The organism is Clostridia bacterium, assembly GCA_034926675.1.
Taxonomy (GTDB): Bacteria; Bacillota; DTU025; order DTU025; family DTU025; genus JAYFQW01.
Map to the genome: position 1 here is coordinate 33,304 of JAYFQW010000059.1, position 17,580 is coordinate 50,883.

General features: G+C 58.9%; 14 protein-coding genes. 1 reads left to right on the forward strand and 13 read right to left on the reverse strand.

What is annotated here, in order from left to right; all coding sequences use genetic code 11:
- Window positions 1-61: 61 nt before the first annotated feature.
- The 10 genes from VB144_12715 to VB144_12760 form a co-directional block, all read right to left on the reverse strand.
- On the reverse strand, window positions 62-1,735 hold the full coding sequence (locus VB144_12715; GenBank protein ID MEA4884491.1) for a beta-N-acetylglucosaminidase domain-containing protein: 1,674 nt from the start codon (window positions 1,733-1,735) through the stop codon (window positions 62-64).
- Window positions 1,719-2,498, reverse strand: coding sequence for an SIS domain-containing protein (locus VB144_12720; GenBank protein ID MEA4884492.1), 780 nt, complete (start codon window positions 2,496-2,498; stop codon window positions 1,719-1,721). Before VB144_12720 ends, VB144_12715 begins: the two co-directional genes overlap by 17 nt.
- On the reverse strand, window positions 2,492-3,883 hold the full coding sequence (locus VB144_12725; GenBank protein ID MEA4884493.1) for a neutral/alkaline non-lysosomal ceramidase N-terminal domain-containing protein: 1,392 nt from the start codon (window positions 3,881-3,883) through the stop codon (window positions 2,492-2,494). The genes VB144_12720 and VB144_12725 overlap by 7 nt, the downstream gene beginning before the upstream one ends.
- A 45-nt stretch (window positions 3,884-3,928) precedes the next feature.
- Window positions 3,929-4,819 carry a MurR/RpiR family transcriptional regulator gene (locus tag VB144_12730; GenBank protein ID MEA4884494.1) on the reverse strand — a complete coding sequence of 297 codons (891 nt, stop codon included), beginning with the start codon at window positions 4,817-4,819 and terminating at the stop codon, window positions 3,929-3,931.
- 256 nt (window positions 4,820-5,075) lie between these two features.
- A complete protein-coding gene (locus VB144_12735; protein ID MEA4884495.1) occupies window positions 5,076-6,668 on the reverse strand; it encodes a C69 family dipeptidase in 1,593 nt (530 codons plus the stop codon).
- 95 nt (window positions 6,669-6,763) lie between these two features.
- Window positions 6,764-8,416 carry a C69 family dipeptidase gene (locus VB144_12740; protein MEA4884496.1) on the reverse strand — a complete coding sequence of 551 codons (1,653 nt, stop codon included), beginning with the start codon at window positions 8,414-8,416 and terminating at the stop codon, window positions 6,764-6,766.
- A gap of 95 nt (window positions 8,417-8,511) precedes the next feature.
- Window positions 8,512-9,678 (reverse strand): succinylglutamate desuccinylase, encoded by a 1,167-nt coding sequence (locus VB144_12745; protein MEA4884497.1) that lies wholly within the window; start codon window positions 9,676-9,678, stop codon window positions 8,512-8,514.
- Window positions 9,679-9,707: 29 nt separating this feature from the next.
- The gene (locus tag VB144_12750; GenBank protein ID MEA4884498.1) at window positions 9,708-9,863 is read right to left on the reverse strand and encodes a hypothetical protein; all 156 of its coding nucleotides are present in this window, start codon (window positions 9,861-9,863) and stop codon (window positions 9,708-9,710) included.
- Between the two features lie 19 nt (window positions 9,864-9,882).
- A complete protein-coding gene (locus tag VB144_12755) occupies window positions 9,883-11,169 on the reverse strand; it encodes a C4-dicarboxylate ABC transporter (protein ID MEA4884499.1) in 1,287 nt (428 codons plus the stop codon).
- 23 nt (window positions 11,170-11,192) lie between these two features.
- Complete coding sequence (locus VB144_12760) at window positions 11,193-11,843, reverse strand: DUF6305 family protein (GenBank protein MEA4884500.1); 651 nt, start codon at window positions 11,841-11,843, stop codon at window positions 11,193-11,195.
- Window positions 11,844-12,133: 290 nt separating this feature from the next.
- Between VB144_12760 and VB144_12765 the strand changes: the two genes are divergently transcribed.
- On the forward strand, window positions 12,134-13,687 hold the full coding sequence (locus VB144_12765) for a C69 family dipeptidase (GenBank protein MEA4884501.1): 1,554 nt from the start codon (window positions 12,134-12,136) through the stop codon (window positions 13,685-13,687).
- A 201-nt stretch (window positions 13,688-13,888) separates the two neighbouring features.
- Here the strand turns inward: VB144_12765 and VB144_12770 are convergent, their stop codons facing one another.
- From VB144_12770 to VB144_12780, 3 genes are all read right to left on the reverse strand, one after another.
- On the reverse strand, window positions 13,889-14,614 hold the full coding sequence (locus tag VB144_12770; GenBank protein MEA4884502.1) for a GntR family transcriptional regulator: 726 nt from the start codon (window positions 14,612-14,614) through the stop codon (window positions 13,889-13,891).
- A 192-nt stretch (window positions 14,615-14,806) separates the two neighbouring features.
- The gene (gene larA, locus VB144_12775; GenBank protein MEA4884503.1) at window positions 14,807-16,093 is read right to left on the reverse strand and encodes a nickel-dependent lactate racemase; all 1,287 of its coding nucleotides are present in this window, start codon (window positions 16,091-16,093) and stop codon (window positions 14,807-14,809) included.
- A gap of 146 nt (window positions 16,094-16,239) precedes the next feature.
- Window positions 16,240-17,415: an alanine--glyoxylate aminotransferase family protein gene (locus VB144_12780; GenBank protein MEA4884504.1), complete on the reverse strand. Its 1,176-nt coding sequence runs from the start codon at window positions 17,413-17,415 to the stop codon at window positions 16,240-16,242.
- Window positions 17,416-17,580 lie beyond the last annotated feature (165 nt).

Sequence of the window (17,580 nt, forward strand, 5' to 3'; positions counted from 1 at the left end):
TAAGTACGCGATCAGGAATGCCTGCTGCCCGATGCACCACCTCCGCACAGGTATTGCGGGCTCATAGTCCAATAGTCCCGAACAGACCTTTGGACAGACGGGCGAAGCTCGATGCGTCTGCAAGCGCCTCGTCAGACAGGTCGTGGCGTTGAGCCTCGTCAGACAGACGAACTGTGCATCTCCACGCAGTGAAAGCGTCAGCGAAGTTGCAGAATCTCCCAAAGCCCTCCTTCAGCTCGTTGTACAGCCGTACCTCGCCTAGCTCGGCCTTGAGGGCAGGAAGCAGTTGCCGTATGGTTCGGGCTGCTTGCTGCAATCGCTCCTCCATCTGCCGAAGTGCACAGGGAGTCGCATTCGTCAATGCGCTGGCCAAGTCCATCAGGGGGTTATAGGCCCCGACATATGCTGCCACGATTGCGTACAGGATCTCTGCCGATCCGTTGTGTTCAGCGGCTACAACGGCGCAGGCCTCCTCGAGTGAAGCCTCTGGATCGTAGGCCGCTGGATCCCAGCAATACCGCCCGATACTCCACAGAGGCAGTTTCGACGCCTCCACCTGTCGCATAGGGTTCGCGATGACCCCGGTGACCGCGTTGGGAAGGCGCGTGCACCTCATAGTAGTGGGCGCCAGCACAAGACGCCAAGGTTGAGGCCTGAGGTAGTCGTTCACGGGATAATTGAGCCACAGGAACGGCTTGCGGCCTGCCAGTTCGGCGTACTCGCAGGCGTCCTCGTATGTAACTGACACCGAGTTCCAGTCAGGACCGGTCCAGAAGAGCTCCACATCATCTGGAACCCCTTCTGCGATAGCGCGCGCGTAATCCGGATACGCGCGGGCGTGATTTGTGAAATATGTGGTTGGGCACAGAGTCAGTCTGTTGTCCGAATCGATGGCAAGCAGGGCATCTCGCAGGCGCTTGGTGAAGTCAACATGCGCCTCTCCGAGATTTCGGTATGTGGCTCGGTCTTCGCTCCTCTGAAGGTCCAGGGATATGTCGTCCAGGGCAAGCGTAAAATGGCGAACGCCAAGGTCATACGATGCTCTGAGCTTATCCACCACTATCTGCAAATCCTCGTCGCCTGAGTACCTTGCAGGGGGAACACTCCTGAGCGATGGGTTCACAGCGACACACACGGTGACGAACCGCTCTTTGCAGCCCTGCACTATTCTCGCGATCGCCTCTCGATGCTCTTCGGAGTATGGATCTCTGAATCTGCGACAGTGTTCCGGCGTCATCCCGTAGCACAGCATGAGGTAGTTGAACTTGCAGGAGGGCAAGAAGTCCAGCACTGACAGGTAATCCTGAGGGTTCCAGTGGAGCCCCTTCATGCCTCGGACTGCCCACGCAGGGCTGAAGGTCTTGTCGATTACGGGGAACCCGCGGTGCAGCCGGAACTGCGCCATGGCTTCCTCAACACCGTAGAGCAATCCGGCTTCGGCCCTGGCCGAGATGTCGATTCTCGGCAGGCCTGCCTCGTCATTCGCCCTGATGTGGAACTCCTCTGCCTCCACCGTGTCCGGCTTATCCACCGAATGAGCCATCTCGGCGTCTGGGTCGACCGAGAGCCGCACCAATGCGGCTTGCTCCGGCCCACCCTCGGGCGCCGCGTGCGCTAGGACTGCTTCCGCATGGAGTTCGTTCTTAAGGAAACCCATTAGGACGCCACAGGCCAATGAACGCACCGTTTTGTCGGAATCGGCTATGACCAGGAACCGGTCAATTCTCTGCGCCAACAGACTCACCTTCCTGAGGACGGACATGGGCCCCATCTGTGGGCACTCTCTCCAACACATGAACCCACTGCCGGTCGAACTCGTCTCCCCCGTCCATGTTGGCACTAACGAACAGCGACGGCTTGATTCCCAGTGCACATAGACGCTCAACTATCTCTGCTTCCAGCATGTTGATAATGGCGGCCCCAACCACTGTGGACGTGGGACAAACCTGAGTGGACGACCCATTCACAGAGAGCACGGCGTCACCCGGCACACCGCAGTTGTCTATGACGATGTCAGCCACCTCGAAAAGGCGCTTGCCGCTGGAATGACGCGATGGCACACTCTTCGAGTGGGCGAGCGAGGTAAGAGCGATAACCGGGATCTTCTCTGCTTTTGCCGCCAGAGCCATCTCCACCGGAACAGAATTCCGCCCAGAGTTGGATATGATCATCAAGACATCGCCGGGGCAAATCCCAGAGTGATCCAGTATGATCTGCGCATATCCCTCCAGGCGCTCCATGGCTGTGGACTTGAAAGGACCGTCGTGAAGCATGAGAGCCGGTTCGAGTATCGCGTTCACCTGCACCAGCCCGCCTGCCCGGTAGAACGCCTCTTCCGCGATAATGTGAGAGTGGCCTGTGCCGAATAGATGGAGCCTGCCGCCGTTCTTGATCGTCTCGGCCACCACGCTCGCGGCTTCCTCTATCGCCTGGAGCTGGGTTTCCCCGACCTTGCTCAAGATCTGCTTGACACTGTCCAGGTAGTTCAGAGCTAACATGGATCTATGCACATCCCCTTGCTCGAAAGTGTTGCTGCAACCCTGACGACTTCCGCAGTCGCCTCCGGCGCAAGATCCGACATGACCTGCTCATAGGCATCCGGCGCCGCCCGTTCGGGCACAAGGTATCCGAAATGACCGTTGGAGTATCCGACCACCCATACGCACTCCCGAGAGCATCCACAGGAGCCCCACGGTCGGGCGCGCGCCATCGCCTCTTCCATTGCCTTCCCAGTGTCATATGGAAGCTCACCAGGTATGAGGGCCATCACCAGATCGCCCAGCCGAGCCATGCATATCTCGGCTCGGATTGCCCCTCGAGCGGCAGCAGCGGTGATTGCCGCATCGCTCTTGGCCTCGGCCTCCGCTCGGTTCTTGGATCTGGTTAGAACGATCCTCCAAGCTGCAGCCCGGTCTTGAGCTGCTTTGACAGCCATGTGGTCGGCGCCGGACCTCACGAGTCGCTCGGCCTCCGACTCAGCCTGGCCAATGGACTCGAGCGCCCGCTCCCAACTCACGGAGGGTTTCCGGGGAAGCTGCACATGGTTGCACATGAGGCTGACTTTCGCACTGCTCGACGGCAGTGCAATCGCTGCAAGCTCAGACGCCCTGGACGCGACCTGCCTGCCCAGCCTTGCAGCCTCGTCGAAGGTCTGGGAGCGTCGCGTGTACCTTGTGCTCACATCCGCAGCGGCGCCATTAAGGAACATTCCAAACGGGCGCTCCACTCCGGACGCTCGCATATCGTCCTCACATGAATCCACAATAAACCCCGGCAAATCCCTCGTGAGCATCAGGTTGTCCGGGCCGAGCACGGTGGGATGGCACGCAAAACTGACGATGCGTGCAACACTGCGTGCGACCCCGGCGTGGCTCTGGGCCCGCGACCGGAATTCCGCCACATACACGAACTGATCAATCGGTCCGGCTTCGCCCGTAAGCTCGCTTCGCCGGCTGGCGACCCCAGTCACCGTGCCTGAGGCATGGTATAGTTCACACAGTTCGAGCGATGACCATGCGTCAAGAGCAGCATCCGCCGCTGCTCCAGTGATAGCGGCCACAATCGACGGATCGTGCCGACCTGAATCAGGGAAGATGCAGGCAGGCGCGGAATGTGTGTGAGTGCAACAGATCATGATCGAAGATGGATCAGCCTGTGTCGCCTTCGCCACTGCCGAGCGTATCGCACAGGCCAGGCCGGTGTCGGAGTAGAGAAGGTCGAGAGATACGACGGTGAGCGCGCGGCCCTCGCTCTCCACAGCTGCCACCCTGGCGAACAGGGGATCGTGCATGCCACAGGATGACTCCGTCCGCGCCAGGTATCCGGCAAGAGGAATCGACGTCGGCAACTGTATTCGACTGCAGCCTGATCCGACGTTGAACATCGAAAGCGCCTCCGTTGCCTCCCTCGGCAAGTTGCCGTCGGTCGCTCAGTATTTCTTGTTCTTCACGGTCTCGCCCGTGCGCTCTATGAACTCTATGGCCCTGTCGTATATGGCCAGAGAGATCCCCACGAAAAGCGCATCCACCACAGATAGCTGGGCCATCATCGATGGCATCCCGCCAGAGCCGAATGGGGTCTCCTCTGAGGCTGTCCTGAGAACGATATCTGCGAGCTTCGCCACTGGAGACCGGGCGCGATTGGTAATGCACACGATATGTGCGCCACGGGACCTGGCCAGGGTGAGCACATCCACAACATCCTTTGTGGAACCCGAGTGTGAGAATCCGATCGCTACATCGCCTGGCGAGATCAACGCAGTGGAAATGGCCTGCATGTGAGGGTCGGAGTAGAAGTTCGCGTGAATGCCCACCCGAAGAAGCTTGTAGTATGCATCCTGCGCAGCCAGAGAGGAAGTGCCGACTCCGTACAGGTACACCTGCTTCGCCCTTGAAATCTTGCTTACTGCTTCCTGCAGGGCGCCGAGGTCCAGAACATCTATCGTATCGCTTATGGCCTGGATGTTTGAGCGAAATGCCTTTCTAACCGCAACAGGCAGCGAGTCAGATGGCAGGATATCCTCATGGATGTTCCTGTCGGGCGAGACTAGCTCTCTGGCGAGCGCAATCTTCAGTTCCTGATAGCCGCTGTATCCCAGCGTGTTGCACAACCGAATGATCGTAGCATCGCTTGTGCCCGTCGCACTCGACAGCTCGGTGATGGATTGGTACACGACCTGATTCCCGTTCTCAAGGATGAATGATGCCACCTTGCGCTGTGCGGGCCGGAGTGCATCATATAGCTTTCTCAGCTTCGATAGGCAACTGGCGGTCGGAATCATCGCTTCCACGTTCGGTGCATCCGACATGACCCCCGTCATACGAACCGCTCCCCCCTGCGCTGGACAATACTGTTCTATGGAGTTTATCTCCACATATGCTGTTGCTTTGGTGGAGTAATTCGCCATCAGTTGGAGAGTTCCTTCTTACTCATGCAACGATTTGTGGAGAAGTTCTACTCCTGCAGATATGAGGAAGCCGGTGGCGCAGCGCCCGAAAGGGGTGCTGCGCCACCGGCATTCAACCAGCCAGACGGCCAGTCCGCCAGCTGGTCACGGTGCTAGTTCCGACGAAGGCCTACTTGCCGGCAGGAGCTACGAGCTTCTTGAAGCCCACTGCCTTCAGCCAGTTCTCTGGGTAGCCTACTGTCTTCAGGTTCATGTAGCCATCCTGGTACTTCACAGCGAGCTTATCAGCTAGCTGCCAGTAGGCCGCGACGACCCTATCCGCATTGGCGTTCGAGTAAGAGGTGAGGTACTCGATAGCGAGCTTCGGATCGACCTTGTACAGGTCGGCCGCTACCTTCTCGATTACCGGCTGCATCTGGTATGCTTCGTTCTCGAACTTGCCAGCTGCCTCCTGAATGTCCTTGATCATGTAACTGTACTTCAGATCAGCGAAGTTCGAGACGTAGTTGAACGCCCACCAAGCGGCGCCCTTGTCGAGCACATCGCGGCGGCCAATGGCGAACGACTTCGGCACCGAAGTGGCGCCGCAGTAGAACGGCACGTAAGTGGTGGAATGAGGAGCATCCTCACCGAACCAGATCACTCCGCCGATGGGGTTCGGGAGCCACGCGCGCGACTGGGTGATGATGCTGTATGAGCAGCGGAACATCGAGATCGCCCGCTCCCACTCGCCCAGAGCGCCGGAGGTAGCGTATCTGTTGGGGTTGCCGAAGGGGCCAGCAGCCATTCCCTGGGTCAGGTCGAACTCAGTTCCCTCATAGTGATCGCGCTTTATCTTTGCCAGATCAGCGACGGAGACCTTCTTGTCCGGCTTGATGGAGAATGGATAGCTCTTCGCCCAGGGGTCGAAGTTCTGCGACGGCGCTAGCAGCGAGAGGGCGCGCCACTCGCGGCGGCTGTTGTAGAACGAGTCCTTGGGGCCATAAGCAGCTGCGAAGTTGAACGGACCCTTCGCAGGATCCCACCAGCCCTGCTCCTTGGCAAACTCGAATACGTTCTTGGAGAACATGTAGTTGTCGGGATCGTTCTCCTTCAGCTCGAAGATCCTGGAGCGGTTCGCAGACACTGCGATCTCGTCATCGGGAACGCGAACAGCGGCCCATATGGCGCCCTTCTGGAAGGGGCCAGCGCCGTACACTTCGAAGAACCAGGCCTCGTTCGCGTCGGTAACGGTGAGGCATTCGCCGCCGTCGCCGTATCCGTACTTCTCAGCGGTCTCGCCCATGATCTGGACCGCTTCACGGGCAGTGCGGGCGCGCTCAAGGCCGACCCTCTCCAGTTCCCAGATAAGGAATGGGCCATTGGGGTTGTACAGCTCCCGGCGGCCGCCGACGGTGGTCTCTCCCATCATTACCTGGTTCTCATTGGCGAAGGGGTAAGCGATGTCGTAGTATGCGAAGGTATGAGCAACCTGCGGCATCTCTCCGACCTTCTCAGCCTGAGGAAGATCAGCGCCCTCGCCTCCGCCATTCATGATCGGCCTCATGGAACCCTCCGGCCAATCCTTGGCCGGCACGAGCTTGATCTGGAACTCGTACCTGCCGTCGCAGGTGTGCGTGGTCATGACTGACCCATCGACTGAGGCATTCTTGCCCACCAGAATCGAGGTGCACGCGAATGATGGGACTGTCCATGCTGCCAGTAGCACTGCGAGCGCCAGGACGAGGGGCGCCATGCCCTTCCTAAACAGCCTCTTCGTCAATCGTCTCTCTCCCTTTTCGCCGATTTTGATGGTCTATTGCGGTCGAGCGCAGCCTCACGTTTTCGCCTTTGACTATCCCAATTTCCGCTCGACGGCTATTTCTTCGGAATGGTGCTCTCGCCAAACCCAACGGCCTTGAGCCACCAATCCGGATAGCCCACTGACTGATAATCGCCGGTGTCATCGCCGTACACGTATCCATCAGTGTACCTGCCGGCCAATTGCGAAGCGAGTTTCCAGTATGCGTCCACCACCCGATTCGCATTCGCATTCGTGTAGTTGGTGATGTAGCTCCTAGCAAGCTCCGGATCCATGGCATAAAGCGCCAGCGCGGTCTTCTCCACCGCGGGCTGCAGCGCAAAGAACTCCTTCTCGAGAGGATCGCGCACTGCGGCAATGTCCTTGATCATGTAGGAGTACTTGAGGTCAGCATAGTTGGAGACGAAGTTGAACGCCCACCATGCCGATTCCCTGCTGAACACGTCGTATGAGCCGCCCCTCATGCCAGTGTCGAACGACTTGGGCAGCTCTGTCGCGCCGCAGTAGATCGGAATGTAGCAGGTGGAGTGAGGAGCATCCCATCCAAACCACGTCAGGCCGCCTATCCAATCCGGCATTCCGCGGCGGGCGGTTACGACCGTGGAGTAGTTGGTTCGGAACATCGAGATAGCCCGTTCCCATCCGGAGCTTCCAGGAGGGTTGAACTTGCTGGATGTGGGATACCGGTTAGGCGTTCCGAACGGACCAGCCGCCATTCCCACTGTTAGGTCGAACTCGGTTCCTTCGTAGTGATCGCGCACGATCCTCATGATATCCTGCACGGATACGGGCTTGTCGGGCTTGATCGAAAACGGGTATCTCTCGGTCCGAGGGTCAAGATTGAGCGACGGCGCCAGAAGCGAGAACACCCTCCACTCTCGCCTGCCGTTGTACGCAGAGTAGGCCTTGTAACCGTAGGTCTCGTACACTTTGAACTCCTTGCCGGCCTTAGGATCCCAGAACCCTAGCTCTTCGGCAAGGGTGTACACGTTGGGCGAAGCCATGAAATGATCAGGATCGGACAGGTCGATGGCGCCGATGCGGCTACGGTTCGCCGACACGCCGACCTCGCCATCGGGAATCCTGGCGGCAACCCACACCGCTCCAGGTTCGCCGCATCCGGGCGCCCACAGCGGGCCGGGGCCCCAGACTTCGAACATCCAGGCTTCGTTAGGGTCGATGACGGTCAGGCACTCGCCGGAAACGCAGTAGCCGTACTTCTCGGCCATCTCGCCCATGACCTTGATGGCCTCGCGGGCAGTGCCGCCGCGCTCAAGGCCGATTCGCTCAAGCTCCACAAGGTCAAACCAGGCCTGGCTGTTGTAGAGCACGTTGCGGCCGCCAATCGTGGTCTCGCCCATTCCAACCTGCTTTTCGTTCTGGAATGAGTATGAGGAGTTGACGTAGGCGTAAGTATGGGAAACCTGAGGAATCTCGCCAGACACCACAATGGGCTCAGCGATCTGCTCGTACTCGCCGTAATCGGTGTTCTTGAGCACCTTCCTCGTGGCGCCTGCGGGCCAGTCAGCCGCATGGACAATCCTCATCTGGAATGTATCGCTGCCCGAATCGTCAGTATGAGTGGTCATCGCCGAGCCATCGGCTGACGCGCCTGGAGTAACTGGGATCGACGTACAGGCAAGTGTCGTCCATGAGCCGACCACCAGGGCGGCTATTGCCACAGCCACGATAGATAGCCTCTTTGCCATTGTGTCACTCCCATTCTGCGCACCGTTCGTGCGCCCCGCGTCGTAGCAGCAGCACCGCGCTGCTGGCAGGCGCCTTCTCACACCCTGTGACCGTTCTACTCTGTGGCTACCCTATCTGCAGGCGCGGCAAGTGGATCGAGAAGATACCTGCCAACTCCATTCGCGACCACATCATCACGAAGCGGAAGATCCGTCATGCTGATTTCCCTCTCTGGATAGAGCATGTTGTAGATCTCCAGAATCATTGCGATGGTTGAGTTGGTGCGGCCAACGCGCTCATCGATTGGCCAGCCCTTCTCATCTATCTTCTCGTATAGCAGCCCCGCCTCGCCGGCCTTCATGACGAACTCGTCCTTGCCCTCAAGGAGCAGAGCTTCGTCGGTCTTCCCCCGCACCCTATCTAGGAACGGCTCGGGCACCTCAATTTCGAAAGGCATGGCGTTCGTGAAATCCCCAACTTCTCTATGTGAAAGCCCATGGAGAGTCTTGGGAGAGTACTCCATACCCATCTTGAAATCGCTTGAGAGTGTCATCGACGCCATGGCAGCCACTTCTGAGGCATTCTGGTGCGCCACTATCGTGCTGATAACCGAGTATTCGAGCTCCGCCTCGTGGAGGTCAATGAAGACGTCCACATTCTCCTGCTTTATCAGCTCGATGAAGGCGGCGCACGCTTGCTCAGCGACGCTGCCATTGAGCCTTCCGGGCCATGTGCGGTTGAGGTTCCTGATGTCCATGTACGCCAGGAGCTGTTTGCTTGGATAATGGATGTACACCTCAGGATCCGGCCATGAGTCGAGAGGATTCGCCCACCTGTCGCCCATTCGGAACTTCCGGGATCCAAACTCAGTGTTGATCGTGTAGTACTGCGGATACGCATCGCCAGGACGCGTCACCGTGGAGGCACTACGGTTGGCTCTAGTGGCAACGAGCAGTTTGCCTGTTGTTGGCTTTGCATTCTCGATCATGGTGACAGCTGAAAGCACGCCGGCGGGTTCTTCAGGGTGAGTGCCTCCCAACAGAAGCATGACACCGCCGGGCTCTCCGCTGTCCATAACATAGATATTGCAGTCGTTCACGGCGCCCTTGAGTGATGGCGCATAGTCGGACAGCTTCTTCACCTCAGTGACTCCAGGGCCTAGCACCACCGGTTCCTCGTAGTGACGGTGCGCGTACAGCTCCTGGCCTCCTGGAATCACGATCGCGAGCCAGAGGATGACCACGATCAGCTTCGCCGTCATTGAGCTAGTCTTGCTTGGCATCTGCTTATCTCGCCTCCTTCCTCAGGCTCTCATTTGATTCGAAGCACTCGCAGTATGAACGGCGTAAGCACCGCAGCATAGAGGATAGCCTTCTTTGTATCCTTAGCGCGAAGCAGGTTCACCGCCAGCACGGCTGCGATAACAGCAGTCATCAGATAGTAGAGAACGCTAATTGTCATCTGCATTACATCCACCCCCGTCCCATCATCCGCGCGCCAGGAAGCCTAGCTTGGGCGCGAACAGCAAGTAGAGCGTGCCGATGGCGAGGATGAAGAGCCCAGGAACGATGCACTCCTTCAGGAATCCGCGGTAATCCCCGTCGTAGCCCGCACTCATTACCGCAGCTCTTCCCACAGGCGCAGTGGGAGGCAGGCAGTCGCCCAAAGGCCACATGGCAGCCATGCCGGCTAGCGCGATAACAGGGTGGTATCCCTTCATGTTGAACAGGAACACAAGCGGAACCCCGAGAAGGGGCGCCGCCGCGAACTGAAACACGCCCTCAGACAGTGGAAGCACCATCCACAGGACCGCGAACAGCACCCAAAGGGGCAGCGTGACTACGGAGAGTGAGATCAGCCCTCGGACGCCAGATAGCGCCATGATCTGAACCAGCACTCCCACCACGGTGACCGTGCTGAGCAACGGAAGCAGATCATCGATAGTGCGCGAGAGGATCTTGATCACGGGCAGCTTCACGGGGGACAGGAGCACCACCGCAACGGCCGATAGGGCGAACGCAAGCGGAAGCCCTAGGATCGGCATGGAGAACGGCGCAAGCCTTCCCGCAAGCACTATGCCGAAGAAAATCGCGAATGGAACTGCCACGAGAGGCCAGGATGCGCCCTTGGGCGGCTCCGGGATCTCCCGCAGGGCTTTTGCTGCATCTATTCGCTTTCCCCCACGCGCCAGGAAGAACATGGAGAAAAGCGCGCCTGCAATGGAGATGATCGCAAGAGGCAAAGTGAAGCCAACGTATGGCATGTTAGCGCCGCCGGCGGCCATCATCGCCCAAAGGTTGATGGGTGGCGCGGCCGCGCTCATGGCTGCACACAGAAACACGATCGCCGCTACTCGATCCTTCCGCGTGCCCATGTAGGTGAGCACTGTTCCGACGAACGATCCGACCACAAGCACCGTGACAGTGCCAGAGCCGGTAAGGGCGCCAGGCACAAGCATGATGAGGGTCAGAAGCAGGAGCAGCGCCACTCGGTTCTTGTGAAACCGGGAGATGATGCCCCGCACGATGTAGGTGACTCCGCCCGCCTCCTTCAAGAGGTTCATGAAGAAAGTGGCGGTAATGAAGATGAAAATCACATCGAAATAGGTGAACGCGCCTTCAACGATGTGTCGGGCAGGCACTCCGGCGCCGTGCGCCAGAGCGCCCGCAATCGCTGCGAGCAGCATCGCTATCTCAGTGCCGCCTCGCAGAGCGATTACGACAACGAAGGCTGCGATCATCACCGCGAGGACTAGCCCGGCGTGTACGAACACAGCTCATCCCACCTAACTAGAGGTTACTTTCCAGAATTGAACAGCACAGCGAAAGCGTACTTGAAGTCCAATGATTCCACAGTCCGGATAATCGGTATGTTCCTCTGCTTTGCGGCGTTAGTGAAGAAGGCATCGCCATCTACTTCCTTGCGCACGATAAGCAGATCCGACTGGGATGATACGACCTTGTTGGACCTCTCGTCGCCCTGGTCAGTACGGCGGGCGGCGCCCTCGATCTGCGCGCCCACGACGAAGATCCCTAGCTTCTTGGCCTGTGTCACAAGTGCGTTGCAGCGGGCTATCTCCGCATCAATATCAACGCCGGCGCCGCCCATGCCCTTGCCGCTGGTGCCCATGGTAAGGACGAGAGTTTTGAACGCAGTCGACGGGTTCTTGCTCGCAGCGACCAGATCATTGGGGCTCAGCATGTCTTCCATGGTGGAAGGAATCTTGAGGCCCTTGAGAAGCACATTGACCCACGACGCTCCAGGCGCCTGACCAATTGTGGTGATTGCAACCGGCCCCTTGAGCTGCGGAAGCTTAGCCGGGATTTCGATTCCGGCAGGCTTGGGGATTGTGACCTCGCCGGATGCCACCCCAGCCAGCAGGATTACACCGATGAGGGCGACCATAGCAGTCCTCCCCAGAATGCGGTGTGCACTGATTCTGAACATCACTTAAGCACCCCCGATGATTGCATTGCAGAGCCGAATTGGCGTTCATCTGCTGTTAACCTATTTCTTCGGTGCGAGTTCAACTCCTCCCATCATGTGGTACTGATTTTCATCCCAGGCAGGAACGACCTGCACATCGTAGAATACCGGCCCTCGATGAGGGCGGCTGTTCGCCTCTGCGCTAGGGATTTCGCCATCGTATCAAGGCCAACGCGCCCGCGGAGGAGCATGGCGAGATGGGCAGAGTCCGGACCAGAGCCCGCTCAGTAATAGCTGGAGGTGCCCGCGTGATGAGATCAAGGATCAGGTTCAGCGCCATCGTCCTAATTCTCGTGGCGATCCTAACCGTTGCGATCCCTGCCTACGCCTGTACATCCATTCCGGTGGAGAAGGCGGCCTCGGCGGACGGCTCGACCATGACTGCACACACCTGTGACGGATGGTACGATGCCAGAACCTTCGTGGTGCCCGGCAAGAAGCATCAGCCAGGAGATACCTTCCCATGCTATAGTGGGCTTCTTCACTCCGACCGCAAGGCCCCTGTGAAGATCGGCGAAATCCCAGAGGCCGAAGAGACCTACACTTACTTCTACGCAGCATATCCGTACATGAACGAGCACCAGGTGATCATGGGCGAGACGACCATAGGCAACCGCAGGGAGCTAACCTCCGGCGAAGGCCTCATGTTCATCGAGACCCTGCAGATCCTCGGCCTGCAGCGTGCCAAGACCGCCCGCGAGGCCGTGAAGGTAATGGGCGAGCTGGCTGAGAAGTACGGCTACATCGACAGCGGCGAGTGCCTCACCGTTGGCGATCCCAATGAGATCTGGTTCTTCGAAGTGATGCCTCCGGGCGCATTCAAGAAAGGCGCAGTCTGGGCGGCAGTTCGGCTTCCCGAGGGACACGTAAGCGTTTCCGCAAACCGCAGCCGCATCGGCGCGATCGATCCGAAGGACACCGAGAACTTCATGGCGTCCTCAAACGTGTTCGATCTGGCCATTGAGAACGGCTGGTGGGATCCTCAGTCGAGCGATCCGTTCCTCTTCTACAAGGCCTATGGCTTCAGCAACTCCCAGGGAAGCCGCAGGCGTGAGTGGAGAGTGCTGTCGTGGGCAGCCCCATCCCTGAAGCTCGACTCCACAGCAGAGCGGTATCCCTTCTCGGTGAAGGCCGAGAGGCCCATCACCGTGCAGGACATGATGACCATCTACCGCGACACCTACACTGGCACCATCTACGACAAGGCCAACGTGAACGACTGGTACGTGCCGGATGGAAAGGGCGGCTTCTACAAGAGCCCCTTCGCCACTCCAGATGTGTCATCCGAATTCGCGAAGCTCGTTGACGCTCCGTCGGAGCGCAACATATCCATCCCCGGCTGCTCCTACTTCACCATCATCCAGGCCCGCGGATGGCTCCCGAGCGCCATCGGCGGACTCGCCTGGTTTGGGCTTAACAGCACTGACACCTCCGTCTATGTACCGGTGTACGCTGGCGTAAGGAACCTGCCTGCCAACTACGCCGTGAACGACAGGACCAAGTTCAACCTGGACAACTACAAGGAATCTGCCTGGTGGGCGTTTGACTTCATGGATAACCTCGTTAACCGCCGCTACCAGGACATGATCAAGGACCTTGTGGCTGTGCGCGACCCCTTCGAGGCTGAGCAGTTCGCGCTTCAGCCAGCGATCGAGAAGACCGCGGCCGAGCTCTACAAGACCAACCCCGAGCTCGCGGTGAGCTTCCTGACCCAGTACACCAACTCCCGGTGTGAAAAGGCCGTGGACCTGTACTGGAGAACCGCAGAGCAGCTGATTACCAAGTACGACGACAAGGGGTTCTAGTCGCGCGATCCCAAGAGCACCCTCCGCGGGCAGCAATGTGAGCACTGCGAAAGGAGCCGCAGAACCTTACGGTTCTGCGGCTCACGCGTGTCATCGTCATCCTCGTGTCATCCTCGTGTCATCCGCGTGTCATCCGCGCCCGCGGCGACTATTGCATCAAATCAGACCCTGCATTCCCGTGCCGCCTGCATCGCTAGGCCATCAGTTCAAAACGCATCTGCTCTCGTGCGAGTCATCGCCCGTGTGCGCGATGTGCGCGTCGCCGCCTTCCAGGGCACTGAGAATCGTCTCCAGAGAACGCCTGGTGTGGCGCCTGGCGGCCGCCTCTGCCTCAACCGCGTCCCCCTCCGACAGATGCAACAGGATCTCTTCGTGTCCACGATTGGAGTCCAGCATGCGGCCTGGTTTCTGGAAGCCTACCCTCGTGAACCTGCGCAGGTAGGCGCGGACATCCGACAGCAGACGCGTGAGGCGAGGGCTATTCGCCGCCATGTATATCCTCTCATGAAAGGCCAGATTCCATTTCCCCCATTCCTCTTCATCGCCCATCAGGGCGGAGGAGTCCATGTGGCACAGGGCAGCAGTCAGCGCCTCAAGATCCGACTCGGTGCGACTTACGGCCGCCTGCCCAGTGGCCAGCCCCTCAAGCACCTCACGGATTGTGAATATCTCTATGGCGTCGGCTGGCGATACCTCGGTGACCGTGAGTCCGCCGTCGCGCGAGCGGCAGACGAGCCCCTCTGACTCAAGCCTCTTCAGAGCCTCGCGAACTGGTGTACGGCTCACATAGAACTGCTCCGCGAGCCTCCGTTCAACAAGGCGGGATCCTGGAGGGATCTCTCCATCGAGAATCATGGTTCGCACACGCCGGAAAACCTCGCAGGCCACTGGCTGCGAACCGTCGCAATCCTCTAGCAGCAGTCTCATGGCAGCCTCGCGTTCCTCCAGATCATGAATTTGCATCCAGTATGCATGCGGCTTCTGGTATACCGAGCGTGGTTCCACGTCGCTGCCACAATTCCTGCTATCCAATTGCAGAGGAATGAAGAGATAAATGGCACAAATTCGAGTACCGCAAAGCTTGTGTCCGGGCGCCGCGCCTGGCATGCCATTCCCGCGCTATGAGCCTAGCAACTGGTCAACGTAGGGGATTGTCTGCGGTCCCTCAGGCAGGACGCAGATGCGTGCGTCTGGTCCGTACTCTGTAAGCAGCTCATGCAGGGTGTGTTCTATACTCACGCAGGGTATGAGCATCGCGGCGCGAATCTCATCCTCCGAAAGTCCAGCAGTGTGCAGGTAGATCTTTGCCCTAAGCTGTGTCCTGGCCTGAAGCTGAACCTGCCATTGATCGGGCATGGTGAATCCAGGTGATGATATGAGCCTCATTGCACCCTCAGGGGTGCGCGCCATTGCGAGGAGTTGCTGGTAAGGGCTGCCTTTCGGCGCCCCGTCGATGCACTCCGCTGCCGCGATTATGGCGCCTCCATCTCGCACGATGCCGACCGCAGCCGACATTCCCTTGACCGTTTGGTACAGATTTCGATCAAGAGGGTAGCCGCTGTTCGTAGTGATCACGATGTCGAACTCGTGTGGGACAGCGCGCATCGCAGACTCTCGGACGTACTCAATGCCTGCTGCGTGCGCCTGCCTAAGAGCGCCTGCGAACACTCCAGTGATCTCCTTATACCTGTTCAACGTCACATTCACAATGAAGGTGGGCTTTGTAAGCTCCGCGGCCTCCGTGACAAGCTCGAACACAGGATTGCCATGGGTTATGCCCCAGGTCGATCTGGGATCCGCGATTATCCCATACCCATGGGCGTCCATCACATTCTCCATGCTGGCCACGCCTGGCAACACGAGCTTCCCGCCTCCGCTGAACCCTGCAAAGAAATGGGGCTCTATGAATCCCACCAAGATCCTCACTGAGGCATTCAGATACTCTCTGTTAACCCGGACTTCTCGCCCTGACCTGAGTGTGCCCGCCAACGCCATCCCAGCCTGATCGTGGCAATCGTGCTGGACAATGCGGTAATCCTCCACAATCTCCTCCCCCAGCATCTCCACTAGCTCCCGGTGGGGGCTGGTTCGATGGGTTCCCAGCGCGTTTACCAGCACGATTCTATCGCGCGCCACGCCAGCCAGAGCCAGCTCAGCAAGGATTAGGGGAAGGATTGTCCGGTTCGGCGCCGGCCTAGTAGCATCGCAAAACACGATTGCAACCGCATCGGAGCTATCGACAAGGCTCTGCAATGGCCCAACGCCTATCGGATTGCGAAGGCTCTCCACTATTGCGCTTTCGGGGTTGTGAAGCCCCGGGGTGAACACCGGCTCAACGACTGTGACGTTCCTATCTGGAACATCACAGTCAAACCCGGCCTTTCCGTAGGCCAGTTTGATCCGCATTTGAATGCAGTCCTCCATAGCTATAGCATTGTTGATGTGATCGTGTCCGTGCGACCGTTGATGCGATTCTGTCCGTGCGACCGTTGATGCGATTGTGTCCGTGCGACCGTTGATGCGATTCTGTCCGTGCGATTTATGATCTCCCGCTACGACAAGGATTCGCCGAGAGCTCGGAGCCCCGCGCCTACATCCACCTTGCACCCGCGCCTGTGCAGGATCTGACCTATGGCGGCAATGACCAGCGTTGCGTTGGCAAGTGTGCAGGACTCCCCCATGAGCCCTATGCGCCATATTCTGCCCTTGAGCTCACCGAGCCCGCCCCCGATCTCGATCCCGTATTCCAAGAGGAGCTCCTTCCTTACTCCTGCCTCGTCGATTCCCTCCGGCGTAATCACGCATGCAAGCATGGGAGTTCGGAACTCCTTCGGAACCAGCAGCGCCAGCCCCATGGCCTCCACGGCACACGCAAATCGTGCGCTAATCGAAGAATGCCTGCATGCCCTTGCGTCGAGCCCCTCCTCTGACACTGCCAGGAGCGCCTCATGAAGGGCATACACCATGTTGATTGGGGCTGTGTGATGGTAGAACCTCTCCGACCCCCAGTAGCGGTTGATCATGGAAAGATCCAGGTACCAACTCTGCACTGGTGATTTGCGTCCCATCACAACGGTGGTCGCCCTATCGTTAAGCGTAATGGGCGCCATGCCAGGCGGGCAGCTCAGGCACTTCTGGCTTCCACTGTAGGCAACATCGACCAGGTTATCATCCACGCCCACGTGGGTCCCGGCCAGGGACGTGACCATATCCGCCACAAACATGGCGCCAGCTTCCCTGCAGGCCTTCCCGATTTCTCGAAGCGGCTGCAATACCCCAGTGGATGTCTCCGCATGGACGATAGCCACCACCTTCGGGTGCTTCTCGCGAATGGCCCGAATCACATCGGCAGGATCGAAGGCATGGCCCCATGGTGCGGATATGGTTGTGAGCTCACCACGACAGCGCTGCACGATATCGGCCATCCTCAGGCCGAAGAAGCCGTTGATCGCCACGAGCACGCGATCGCCGGGCTCAACGACGTTCACGAGGGCAGCCTCCATTCCTGCGCTTCCAGTGCCTGATATGGGGATCGCGAGGGAGTTGCCGGTCTCGAATGCCTCTCTTAGCAGCACGGCAGTATCGTTCATCACGGCGAGAAACTCAGGATCGAGGTGCCCTATGGTCGGCATCGCCATGGCCTGTAGGACCCGTGGGCTCACGCTCGACGGCCCTGGGCCCATCAACAAGCGTTTCACCGAAGGCCTCGGCGAATTTGCTGCGTTCATGGCGCCAAATCCCCCTTCACGTATGCGCTGCCAGCGTTCTTCTCCATTATCGCCCCTAATCCTCCAGACATCGAACTGCGGGAGGCTGCGGCTGAAGCAGGCATCGCATCACGGCGGGGGTGCGGGTGCGGGTGCGGGTGCGGGTGGTCCCCAGAGAGCGCGCGC